Genomic DNA, 10,926 nt, shown 5'->3' with positions numbered 1-10,926 from the left:
GGAACGATGGCATCCGGGTTCGCGACGGCCAGCGGCTTGCCCTGCGTCTGGATTATTGGCAGGCCACGCCAATCCTTGAGTTGATCCAGCAGCAACTGCGCTTGGTCGGTATCGATTTGCACCTGAACAAAACCACCATCAGCCAAGTCACGGCGTTGAGAGCCAGTGGAGATATCAGCCTGACGTTTTTCAACCTGACCCGAGCGGATCCCGACGTGATTCGCTCCGTGTTCCAGTCGCCGGGGTACAACGTCAACTCTCGTGATCCGTCGGCCGTGGACCAGATTCTGCAAGAGTCGGCAGCGACACTGGACAGCGGACGGCGACAGGCTCTGATCGATCAAGCCAGTGAAGTATTGCTTCGCGAGGGGCATGCCATTCCGCTGATCGAATTAGTGACGGTACTGGCCCATGGCAAACAGGTGCGTGGCCTGCATTACGAGGCTTCGACGCGTTTGCAGTTTCTCGATACCTGGTTGCAGCGATAGGAGCGTGCCATGAGCGATATTCCATTGGCTGCAAGCATTAACGGCGGGGTATCCGCCCGAGCTGGCCGGCCGCTGTGGCAGCTGACGATCTACCTCTTCAGTCGAAGCTGGCAGGCGCTGCTGGTGTTGTGGGCGGCATTCACCTTGTCATTTTTGATCCTCTACGCGCTGCCAAGCGACCCAGTGAGCATCATGCTCAATCAAGGTGGAGAACAGAGCACGGTTGACCCGAAACAAGTCGCAGCCCTGCGCGCGGAATACCATCTGGACGAGCCTTTGATCGTGCAATACGGCATTGCCCTGTGGCGCGCCGTGCACCTCGACTTTGGGCGTTCGATACAGAGCGGGGAGCCCGTAGCTCAATCGTTACGCCAAGCGCTGCCCGCAACCGCCGCGCTGAGTTTTTTGGCATTGGGTATTGCCTTGCTCGCAGGTATCTCGCTGGCTCTGATTGCAAGCCTTACCCGCTGGAGCCTGTTACGCGATCTGCTGCTGGGCTTGCCTGCTTTGTCGGTTTCGCTGCCGACGTTTTGGGTAGGGCTGTTGCTGTTGCAAGGATTCTCATTTTCTCTGCACTGGTTCCCCGCCATGGGTAATCGCGGTTTCGTCTCGCTGGTGCTACCTGCGCTGACCTTGGCCATACCCACCGCTGCAGTGATTGCGCAAGTGCTGGCGCGCTCATTGTCGGCCGTGCGCCAGCAACCTTTCGCCGAGGCGTTAATCGCAAAAGGCGTCAGTCCTCGACGCTTGCTGCTTGTGCATTTACTGCATAACGCGGCGATCCCGGTGTTGAGCCTGTCGGGAGTGATCGTCGGCAATCTGCTGGCAGGTTCAGTGGTAACCGAAACAGTCTTTTCTCGCGAGGGAGTGGGCCGTCTGGCCCAGGGAGCGGTCAGTGCTCAGGACATTCCTGTGGTTCAGGGCATAGTGGTATTGGCGGCGGCCATCTTCATTACGGTCAATCTGCTGGTTGATTTAATTTATCCATTACTGGATCCGCGTATGGCCGCTGTCGGCAAGAGGGCAGGACGATGAGTGAACAGCTGAGCGAATCGCTGCCAGCGCAGGCCATTTACGCAGCTCCACTCCCCCTGTCCCGCCTAAGGGCACGCATATTTGCCATTTTGCGTCGTCGTCCGTTATTGCCGTTGGGTATAGCGGTCCTGTTGTTGGCGCTGGGATGGGCACTATTTCCCGGCGCATTCAGCCACTATGATCCACTGCTTGGGGTGCCGGCACAGGCATTGCAGAGTCCAAATGCCGTTCACTGGTTCGGCACCGATTACTTAGGGCGCGACCTCTACAGCCGAACGGTTCACGGCGCGGCGTTATCGCTGCACGCAACGGCCCTTGCCGTCTTGATCGCGTTGGGAACGGGAGTTTTCTTGGGCGTGATTGCCGGTTTTTTCGGTGGTGTGCTGGACTCGGTTTTGATGCGGCTGGTGGAAGTGCTTATGGCGATTCCTTCGCTGTTGCTGGCCATGGCGGTTATCACCGTACTGGGTTTCGGCACCCTCAACATTGCGTTGGCGGTAGGGCTGTCTTCGGTCGCCACGTTCGCTCGATTGGTCAGGGGAGAGGTGCTGCGCTGGCGTACCAGTGTGTTTGTTGAAGCGGCCGCATGCTGTGGCGTCGGGCCGTGGACCATTATCCGCCGCCATATTCTGGCGCATGCGGCCGGGCCGGTGCTGGCGTTGGCGGCGCTGGAGTTTGGTAGCGCAGTGTTGTCGGTCTCGGCGTTGAGCTTTCTCGGGTTCGGTGCGCCGCCGCCCCAGCCAGAATGGGGGTTGCTGATTTCGGAAGGGCGCAACTACATGATCGCAGCCTGGTGGTACACCAGCTTGCCGGGAATGGTTGTGGCTGCGGTGGTGCTTGCAGCCAACCAATTGGCCAGAGCCGTGCAAGATACCCAGGGATTATCAAAATGAGTACATCCGAAAGTGCCGTTCTTGATGTCTGCGGCTTGACCGTTAGTTATCAAACTGCGGACGGTAAGGTAGACGGCGTCAGCCAAATCAGTTTTTCATTGCGCGCTGGTGAAACCGTTGCAGTGGTGGGTGAATCCGGTTCTGGTAAATCAACCACGGCTGCCGCGTTGGTCGGCTTATTGGCCGGTAACGCCCGAATCGAAGGGGGAAGCATCAGTCTGGCAGGTGAGGAACTGATGGGCGCCAACGAGCGACGGTGGCGAAGTATCCGTGGGCGACTACTGGGCTTCGTGCCGCAAGATCCTGGGATGTCACTGGACCCGGTCAAACGTATCGACAGCCAATTGTGCGAGGCCATGACGGTGCACAGCGTTCCACGTTCGGCCGCACGTGTGCGAGCGCGGCAGTTGCTGCTGGAGGTCGGGCTACAGGATACCGAACGCGTGGCGCGCAGTTTTCCGCATCAATTATCGGGTGGTATGCGTCAGCGCGTGCTGATTGCAATTGCCCTGGCTAACAATCCAGCGCTGATTATCGCTGACGAGCCGACCAGCGCTCTGGATGTGGGTGTGCAACGACAGATTCTCGATCGTTTGCAGACGTTGGCTCGTGATCGCGGAGCAGCGGTGCTGTTGATTACGCACGACTTGGGGGTTGCCCTGGATCGTGCTGACCGATTGATCGTCATGTACCGTGGCCGAATTGTCGAGACCGGCAACGCACGGCAGATTTTTGATCATCCTCAGCATGCCTATACCCAGCAATTGCTGGCGGCCGCGCCGAGCCTGTCCCGGGTTCAAAAACGACCCGTGCCCTTCGCAACGCCTCGTCAGCAGTCCTCTGTCATCGCGCTGCCACCACTGTTACAGGTTGAGCATTTGCGTAAAGATTTCTCGACTTGGCGCAACCCCGGACCTGCTGCTGTGGACGATGTATCGTTCTTGGTGAAGCGTCACGGTACTACCAGTCTGGTCGGCGAATCGGGTTCTGGTAAGACCACGACCGCGCGGATAGTGCTTGGCCTTGAGCGCCCTGACCTCGGGCGGGTGCTGTTCGATGGGCAGGACATCGGGCATCAATCCCGTCGTGATTGGCAGGCGTTGCGGCGGCGTATACAAGTGGTCTACCAAAACCCCTACGCATCGCTGGACCCACGATTTACGCTTGAGCAAATAATTGCCGAGCCGCTGCAAGCGTTTGCCATCGGCGATCGAGAATGGCGACGTCAGAGAGTTACAAGCCTGCTGGAACAAGTCGAACTGCCGTTGCGGTTATTGCACAGTCACCCGGCGCAGTTGTCAGGGGGGCAGCGTCAACGGGTAGCGATTGCCCGGGCATTGGCGCTGGACCCTGAGTTGCTGGTGTTGGATGAGCCCCTGTCGGCACTGGACGCATCGGTGCAGTCGCAGATATTAGCGCTGCTGGCAGACTTGCAACGGAATTTGGGCCTCAGCTATTTGTTTATTTCCCACGACCTGGCAGTCGTCAGGCAAATCTCTGATCAGGTCGTGGTTATGCGCGGCGGAAAGGTCGTTGAGCAGGGCGCTAGTGAGCAAGTTTTCCAGTCACCGACCCAGCTTTACACCCAGAGCTTGTTAGCTGACGTGCCGGGGCGGGCTTATCTGGATGAACATGTTTCGACATCGTTGGGGGAGTTGACTGTCTAGTTAGGACCGCTGCGCGCTCCATCGCGGGCAAGCGCGCTCCTACAATTTTGTAGGCTTTAGCGCAGCAAGCTTCGGTTGGAGCTCGGCACTACGCGCCAAGGCGAAAATCCCGTCCATGCGCCAGTGTTGGTTCTGGTAGTGAGGATTTTCGGCCCATTCGTTCCAGCCGGAATCCCTGCGGTATTGACCGAGCAATCCGCTGTTGCGAATGGCGTGGGGATCAAGGCTGCGCGGCTGCTCGCAATCCGGGTCGACATACAAGGCATCGCTAACGCAATACAGCTCGCACATGAAGCAGGTCTGGCAGGCCGATTGATCGCGGATCAATGGAATGGCGTCTGTTCCCAGGCTCAACGCATTGGTCGGGCAGACTTCGACACATTTGCCACAGCCGTTGCACAAGTCAGAATAGATAAGTTCGATCATTGCTGGGCACCTACAACGGATGAAGGGGCAGAGACAACCAGTGGGTCATGGCGGCTCCAGAGCCGATCAAAACCGCCCACTCGGAAATGCCCATCGAACTGTGAATCCTGCTGTGGTACGTCGCTGCGTTGGTGCATGCCACGACTTTCCCGACGTTGTTGTGCTGCGCTGTAGCACCATCGGGCGGTGGCGGCCATGGCCACAAGTTCACGGGCACGCAATGGATTTTGATCGGCGGCGAGGGAAGAATGGCGAACTTGATCCCAGACTGAATCAAGCGTCTGCAACGAGCGTCCCAGTTGTTCGCCTGAGCGGAACAGGTTTTTATCCAGCGGATGAACTTCGGCCTGAATGCGCTGAATCAACCCCTGATTATCGCTTTTGAGGGTGATGATTTTGCGGCTCAGGCCCAGCCCCTGAAACCCTTGCAGACGACCCTGTACGACAGGCTGTTCTCGGGCCAGGCGGGCGGCACCACGTCCGGCCCATTGCCCGGACGACAGCGCCCATGCCGAGTTCTGTGCACCGCCGCCTGAGGTCGCGCCAGCGATAGGTTCACGGCTGGCTGCATCACCTGCGGCAAACAGGCCTGGCACGGTGGTCTGGCAGTCGTCGTCGATGGTACGCAGGCCACCGACGCCGCGTATGGTGCCTTCGGCATGCAGCGTGACGGCGAAACGCTCGCGATAGGGATCAATGCCACGTCGATCAAACGGCAGCATCAGGTTCGGTTGGATTGTTGGTAGTTGCTGGCGAATATGCGTGGGAACACGATTCAAACGGCAGTACACCGGGCCATGGAGTAGGGCGCGGGCCAGCTCTTCAGTGAATGTCGGCCCTTGATGGATGGGCAGGGCACGGTCGCTGGCGTCGAAATAGTCGCCGAAACTGTAAACCATCGAACGACTCATGGTGCTGCCCGCCGCCGCAATGCCGTAGTAGTTGGAGAATTCCATGCCGGACAATTCCGCACCTGCCTCGACGCCCATTAGGTAACCGTCGCCGGTGTTGGTGTGGCTGCCAAGCAAACGCGATAGAAATGCACAGCCGCCAGTGGCAACGACTACGGCCGCGCAACGTACCTGCCAGTCACCACCGGCTTGGCGCCTCCAACCCCGGGCGCCAGAAATAGCGCCGTGCTGATTACGCAGCAGTTCCAGGGCCGGGCTGTGATCGAGAATGGTGACACCGCTGTCTTCTACCAAACGACGCAGACCGCGCAGGTATTCCGGGCCGCGAAGGCCGCGATACTGAGTAACGCCGGCTTCGTCTTGAGGGAAACTGTAATAACCGGCAAGGCTTGGCAGGCTGGTCCAGGTGGTGTCGAGGGCGCGGGCCATCCAGCGTGGGTCAGCCAGTCCGTAGGCGGTTGCCAAACGTTTATCGATTGCAGCCCGACGGGCTTCGGGCTGCGGCGGCACCCACCAATGACCAGGGCCTGCGGTAGCGGTAACGCCGCTGGTGCCGCAGTAGCCCTTATCCACCAGAATGACTCGGCTGCCCTCGCGTGCTGCCGCCACCGCCGCCCACGCTCCCGCGAGGCCTCCGCCAATGATGAGCACGTCGGCGGTTAGGTCCAGAAGAGCAGAAGAGGTGTAATGGGCGGTCATGCCGGTAGAGCTCCAGAGGAAGTTGTATAGCGCTTCCTCCACCTGGCAAAGGGGTCGGTCATTTGTCGACGTTAAGCCTATAAGAAATAGATGTGAAGTGATGTTTGGTTATATGCTAATTATGTATTTTAGTAATTTAGTGATATTTTTAATATGCTAAGTATGCATTTTAAGTCCGCAGTGTCCGAAGGCATGGGGTGCAGATCCGACAGTAAAAAGCTCTAAGGTAATGACTAAAGGTTATTTTTTTAATTCCTAAATGGAATATATCTTCGGCGCCCACGTACGGTGATTCATCTTAAGGAACTCCACGATGCGGCGCGTTTCGACTTTGGCAATGGCTATGGCAATCAGCGGTTCGGCATGGGCGCTGACGCCGCCGGACACGTTGGTGGTGGCGCGTTCGATTGACGATATTGTCAGTCTGGACCCCGCCGAGAGCTTCGAAATTACTTCGACCAACACCTTGGTCAACCTATATCAGCGTTTGCTTGAACCAGACCGCCACGATCCGTCCAAGTTGGTTCCGACATTGGCGTCAAGCTGGCAGGCCGGCAGCGACGACAAAAGCCTGGTGTTTGAGTTGCGTGCTGGCGCGACGTTCTCCTCAGGCGACCCAGTACGCCCTGAGGACGTGATCTATTCGCTGAGTCGCGTCGTCAAGTTGAACAAGTCACCGTCGTTCATTCTGGGAGAGCTGGGTTGGACTGCCGACAATGTAAGCGGATTCTTGACCAAGGTTGATGAACATCACGTTCGAATTGCTTGGCCCGCGGCGGTGGGTAGCGTGTTTGCCTTGAGTATCCTGTCAGCCACCCCTGTTGGCTTTGTTGTCGATGCTGTGGAAGTCGATAAGCACGCGCAAGGCGCAGACCTGGGCAATGGCTGGCTGAAGAACCATTCAGCCGGTTCCGGCGCTTATGCATTGCGCGCCTACACCCCGCATGAGGCCGTGGTGTTACAGGCTAATCCGCATGCCGCCACCGCGCCGAAATTGAAAACGGTCATCATCAAAAACGTCACTGATCCCGCAACGCGTCGTCTGTTGGTGGTGCAGGGTGATGCTGACCTTGCTTATGATTTAGGTGCAGACCAGTTCAGTGCTCTGGAACAACAGAAGGGCCTGACCATCCAGCGCTTCCCCTCATCAATGATCTATTACCTGGGCATCAACAGCGGCAACACGCAGGTGCCAGCCTTACAGAATCCAGGATTCTGGGAAGCTGCTCGGTGGCTGGTGGATTATCAAAGCATTTCCAAGGATTTGTTGAAGGGTCAGTACAGCGTCCACCAGGCCTTTGTGCCTAAAGGCGTGGCCGGCTCGGTCAGCGATACGCCGTTTAAGTTGGACGTGGATAAAGCCAAGGGCATCCTGAAAAAAGCCGGAATCGCCGAAGGTACCAAGGTCGAGCTGAATGTCTTCAATCAGCCGCCTTACACCGATATTGCCCAAGCATTGCAAGCGAGCTTCGCCAAAGCGGGTATCGACATCGCAGTACGTCCATTGGTAGAAAGCGAGCTATGGGCGAAAATGCGCAGCCGCGATTTTCAGCTGATCTTTACCTATTGGGGCATGGATTACCTGGACCCTAATTCCAATGCGGGTACCTTCACCTACAACGTCGCCAATGGACCGAAGACCTTGGCCTGGCGTACACAGTGGAACATCCCGCAACTGAGCGCCGATACCCGTGCCGCAGCGTCGGAGCGTGATCCGCAGAAGCGCATCGCGTTGTATGGTCAGTTGCAGAAATCGGTGCAAGAGAATTCGCCATTTGTAGTGGCGCTGCAAGGGCAAAATCAGGTCGCGGTTCACGATGGCGTTCAAGGTGTACTGCAAAATATCGCCGTCTCGCTGCCGTATTTCGATCAGGTGAGCAAGACTAAGTGAGGGCAGTTGCCTTACGTCGAATCCAGATAGCCGCCAGGGGGTTGTTGACCTTGGCGGTCACCCTGATCGGCCTGCTGCTATTCACCTTCGTGTTGACCACGCTGTCGCCGGTTGATCCGGCGTTACGCATTGCCGGGGACCGCGCCAGCGAATCAACGTTGGCTCAGGTACGTACCGAACTTGGATTTGATCAGCGGTGGCCAGTGCGTTTCGGTCGTTACCTTAACGGCTTGGCACATGGCGATCTGGGCACCTCTACAACCTCCAGTCAGCCGGTATTTCAGGAGCTGCACCGCGCGTTGCCGGGCACTCTGGAACTCGCCAGTCTGGCTATTTTAGTAGGGGCCAGTTTTGGTCTGTCGTTGGGTTTGCTCGCCGCCTGGAAACCCGGTGGTTGGGTGGATACGTGGGTGCGTCTGGTTTCATTGATCGGCTATTCGGTGCCGGTGTTCTGGCTCGGTCTGCTGATGTTGTTGCTGTTCTACGCAAAATTGCACTGGGCGGCAGGCCCCGGTCGTCTGGACGACACGTATTTGTACAGCATTGATCTGCCCAGTGGCTGGATGCTGTGGGACACCTGGCGCTCTGGCGAGGAGGGCGCTTTGGTTAACGCCTTCGCGCATCTGGTGTTGCCGGTGCTGGTGTTGGCGTTTTATGCCATGGCCGGGATTTGTCGACTTACCCGTTCCGCTTTGCTCGGCGAGATGGGCAAAGAATATGTGGTCACGGCGTTGGCCAAAGGCGCCGGACGTGGTCGCGTACTGTTGCGCCACGTTTTGCCAAATGTCGCGGGCACCTTAGTGGTGGTAGTAGCCTTGGCCTATGGCGGATTGCTGGAAGGTTCGATCCTCACGGAAACCGTCTTCGCCTGGCCCGGTATCGGCCGCTATCTGACCACCGCACTGTTCGCTGGCGATGTTCCAGCAATCCTCGGCAGCACCTTGGTCATCGGCCTTTGTTTCGTCGCGGTCAATGGCGTGGCTGATGTGCTCGCCAGCATGATCGACCCGCGTACACGGAGTTTGTCATGAGTGTCTCCGTGGCTTTCGAACGTGTGTCTGCGACACCGTTATGGCGTCGCTCGCCAGCGTTGACAGTGGGCGTATCTCTGATCGTTTTGTTGGTATTGGTGGCGGTATTTGCACCATGGTTGAGCGGTTTCAATCCTAACCTGCAAAGCATTCAGGAACGCCTGTTGCCGCCGTCCGCCAGCCATTGGTTGGGCACCGATGGATTTGGCCGTGACCTGTTCACACGCCTGCTCTACGGCTCGCGTCCAACCTTGCTGCTGGTGTTACTGGTGCTGATTCTGACATTGCCAATTGGCCTGTTGGTCGGCGTAACTGCGGGGTTTTATGGCGGCTGGCCTGAGCGGATTCTGATGCGGTTTACCGATGTGGTCATGGCGTTCCCGCAATTGGTCATGGCGCTGGCGTTCGTCGCTATTCTCGGGCCAGGCTTGCTCAACGGTGCGTTGGCGCTTTCACTCACGGCCTGGCCGGCATATGCCCGCCAGGCGCGGGCCGAGATTAGCGTGCTGCGCCATAGTGACTATCTGGCCTCTGCGCATTTGCAAGGCATACGCGGCCCGAGGCTGTTACTCGGTCATGTATTGCCTCTGTGCTTGCCATCGGTAATTGTCCGGGTGGCATTGAATCTTGGCGGCATCATTCTGGCCGCCGCCGGGCTCGGCTTTCTCGGCCTTGGCGTGCAGCCGCCAACGGCCGAATGGGGCTCTATGGTCGCTGATGGCAGCCGTGTGATTTTCGATCAATGGTGGGTCGCCGCCGCACCGGGTATTGCCATTTTGCTGACAAGCCTGTCTTTCAATCTGCTGGGCGACGGCCTGCGCGATGTTCTGGATCCTCGCCATGGCGCTTAATGATTCGTTGCTTGATGTACGGGGCTTGCGGGTGAGATTTCCGGGGCGGGACGGTGAACCAGTCGAGGTGGTCAAGGGCATCGATTTCACTGTGGGCACTGAAAAAGTTGCTTTGGTGGGAGAGTCCGGCTCGGGAAAATCCCTGACCGCGCGTGCCCTGCTGGGACTGGTGCCGCACCCCGGTCAGGTCATCGCCGAGCATTTACGTTTCGGCGGCAATGAGCTGCTCCGGCTGAGCGCCAGGCAGTGGCAAGCGCTGCGCGGTACGCGGTTGTCGCTGGTGCTGCAGGACCCAAAGTATTCGCTTAATCCGGTGCTGAAAGTGGGTGCTCAGGTTGAGGAGGTCTTGGTGTTGCACACTCGACTAGGGCGCCGCGAGCGTCGAGAGAAAGTGCTGCATATGCTCGATGCCGTCGGCTTGCCGAACCCAACAGCACTCTACAACAGCTACCCCCATCAATTGTCCGGGGGCATGGGCCAGCGGGTCATGCTCGCGGCGATGTTAATCAACGACCCTCGCGTGTTGATTGCTGACGAACCCACCTCGGCGTTGGACAGCAGCTTGCGCGACCAAATGCTCGAATTGATCATGGGCTTGGTCGAACAACGGGGTATGGGGCTGCTGCTAATCAGCCACGATCTGCCCTTGGTCGCGAAGTATTGCGACCGGGTAATGGTTATGTACCGTGGGCAAATCGTCGACCGATGCCAAGCGACGGATCTGGCGACTGCCAGCCACCCCTATACGCGCACGTTGTGGAATTGCCGGCCCTCGGCCCTGACTTATGGGCAGGCGTTGCCGACCCTCGACCGAAGCGTGCTGGAGGAACGGCCATGAGTCTCGTGGACATCAGCAATCTGGACGTGAGCTTCAAGCGCGGGCCAGGCCATTTCACCGCGCTGCAAGTGACTGACGTACAGATCGAGCCCGGCGAATGCTTCGGCTTGATTGGTGGCTCCGGTTCCGGCAAGTCGACCCTGCTGCGAGTACTCGCCGGGTTGCAGCGCGATTGGCAAGGCGCGATTCAGATGCT

Annotated in this window: 10 protein-coding genes and 1 pseudogene; 9 read left to right on the top strand and 2 right to left on the bottom strand. The window is 58.2% G+C overall.

Features of this window, described 5'->3' with window-relative positions; genetic code table 11:
* The 4 genes and pseudogenes from M0974_RS07240 to M0974_RS07225 all read left to right on the top strand — a co-directional run.
* Positions 1 to 488: pseudogene (locus tag M0974_RS07240) on the top strand (ABC transporter substrate-binding protein); the annotation flags it as partial.
* A 9-nt stretch (positions 489 to 497) separates the two neighbouring features.
* A complete protein-coding gene (locus M0974_RS07235) occupies positions 498 to 1,523 on the top strand; it encodes an ABC transporter permease (RefSeq protein ID WP_297834647.1) in 1,026 nt (341 codons plus the stop codon).
* Positions 1,520 to 2,416, top strand: a complete 897-nt coding sequence (locus tag M0974_RS07230) for an ABC transporter permease (RefSeq protein WP_297834645.1) — start codon at positions 1,520 to 1,522, stop codon at positions 2,414 to 2,416. The genes M0974_RS07235 and M0974_RS07230 overlap by 4 nt, the downstream gene beginning before the upstream one ends.
* The gene (locus M0974_RS07225; protein ID WP_297834642.1) at positions 2,413 to 4,083 is read left to right on the top strand and encodes an ABC transporter ATP-binding protein; all 1,671 of its coding nucleotides are present in this window, start codon (positions 2,413 to 2,415) and stop codon (positions 4,081 to 4,083) included. Before M0974_RS07230 ends, M0974_RS07225 begins: the two co-directional genes overlap by 4 nt.
* A 39-nt stretch (positions 4,084 to 4,122) precedes the next feature.
* On the opposite strand, the gene M0974_RS07220 is transcribed toward M0974_RS07225, so the two are convergent.
* Both M0974_RS07220 and M0974_RS07215 read right to left on the bottom strand, forming a co-directional pair.
* Entirely contained in the window at positions 4,123 to 4,509 is a 387-nt protein-coding gene (locus M0974_RS07220; RefSeq protein ID WP_297834640.1) for a ferredoxin family protein, read from the bottom strand.
* A complete protein-coding gene (locus M0974_RS07215; RefSeq protein WP_297834637.1) occupies positions 4,506 to 6,119 on the bottom strand; it encodes an FAD-binding protein in 1,614 nt (537 codons plus the stop codon). The genes M0974_RS07220 and M0974_RS07215 overlap by 4 nt, the downstream gene beginning before the upstream one ends.
* A 313-nt stretch (positions 6,120 to 6,432) precedes the next feature.
* Between M0974_RS07215 and M0974_RS07210 the strand changes: the two genes are divergently transcribed.
* The 5 genes from M0974_RS07210 to M0974_RS07190 all read left to right on the top strand — a co-directional run.
* Positions 6,433 to 8,010, top strand: a complete 1,578-nt coding sequence (locus M0974_RS07210) for an ABC transporter substrate-binding protein (RefSeq protein ID WP_297834634.1) — start codon at positions 6,433 to 6,435, stop codon at positions 8,008 to 8,010.
* 20 nt (positions 8,011 to 8,030) lie between these two features.
* Positions 8,031 to 9,041, top strand: coding sequence for an ABC transporter permease (locus tag M0974_RS07205; RefSeq protein ID WP_297834650.1), 1,011 nt, complete (start codon positions 8,031 to 8,033; stop codon positions 9,039 to 9,041).
* On the top strand, positions 9,038 to 9,892 hold the full coding sequence (locus M0974_RS07200; protein ID WP_297834630.1) for an ABC transporter permease: 855 nt from the start codon (positions 9,038 to 9,040) through the stop codon (positions 9,890 to 9,892). The genes M0974_RS07205 and M0974_RS07200 overlap by 4 nt, the downstream gene beginning before the upstream one ends.
* On the top strand, positions 9,882 to 10,730 hold the full coding sequence (locus M0974_RS07195; RefSeq protein WP_297834628.1) for an ABC transporter ATP-binding protein: 849 nt from the start codon (positions 9,882 to 9,884) through the stop codon (positions 10,728 to 10,730). The genes M0974_RS07200 and M0974_RS07195 overlap by 11 nt, the downstream gene beginning before the upstream one ends.
* Positions 10,727 to 10,926: ATP-binding cassette domain-containing protein (locus tag M0974_RS07190; protein ID WP_297834626.1), on the top strand; the 200-nt coding region annotated here is incomplete at its 3' end. The genes M0974_RS07195 and M0974_RS07190, both read left to right, overlap by 4 nt.

The sequence above is a fragment of the Pseudomonas sp. genome (assembly GCF_026224925.1).
Lineage (GTDB): Bacteria > Pseudomonadota > Gammaproteobacteria > Pseudomonadales > Pseudomonadaceae > Aquipseudomonas.
Note: the sequence above shows the minus strand (reverse complement) of the source record. Positions and strands in the feature narration are given on the sequence as shown.

Excerpts from the sequence above, each read along its gene's own strand:
- M0974_RS07210 (WP_297834634.1), top strand. The coding sequence starts at position 6,433 with ATGCGGCGCGTTTCGACTTTGGCAATGGCTATGGCAATCAGCGGTTCG.
- M0974_RS07195 (WP_297834628.1), top strand. The coding sequence starts at position 9,882 with ATGGCGCTTAATGATTCGTTGCTTGATGTACGGGGCTTGCGGGTGAGA.
- M0974_RS07215 (WP_297834637.1), bottom strand. The coding sequence starts at position 6,119 with ATGACCGCCCATTACACCTCTTCTGCTCTTCTGGACCTAACCGCCGAC.
- M0974_RS07225 (WP_297834642.1), top strand. The coding sequence starts at position 2,413 with ATGAGTACATCCGAAAGTGCCGTTCTTGATGTCTGCGGCTTGACCGTT.
- M0974_RS07220 (WP_297834640.1), bottom strand. The coding sequence starts at position 4,509 with ATGATCGAACTTATCTATTCTGACTTGTGCAACGGCTGTGGCAAATGT.
- M0974_RS07200 (WP_297834630.1), top strand. The coding sequence starts at position 9,038 with ATGAGTGTCTCCGTGGCTTTCGAACGTGTGTCTGCGACACCGTTATGG.
- M0974_RS07235 (WP_297834647.1), top strand. The coding sequence starts at position 498 with ATGAGCGATATTCCATTGGCTGCAAGCATTAACGGCGGGGTATCCGCC.
- M0974_RS07230 (WP_297834645.1), top strand. The coding sequence starts at position 1,520 with ATGAGTGAACAGCTGAGCGAATCGCTGCCAGCGCAGGCCATTTACGCA.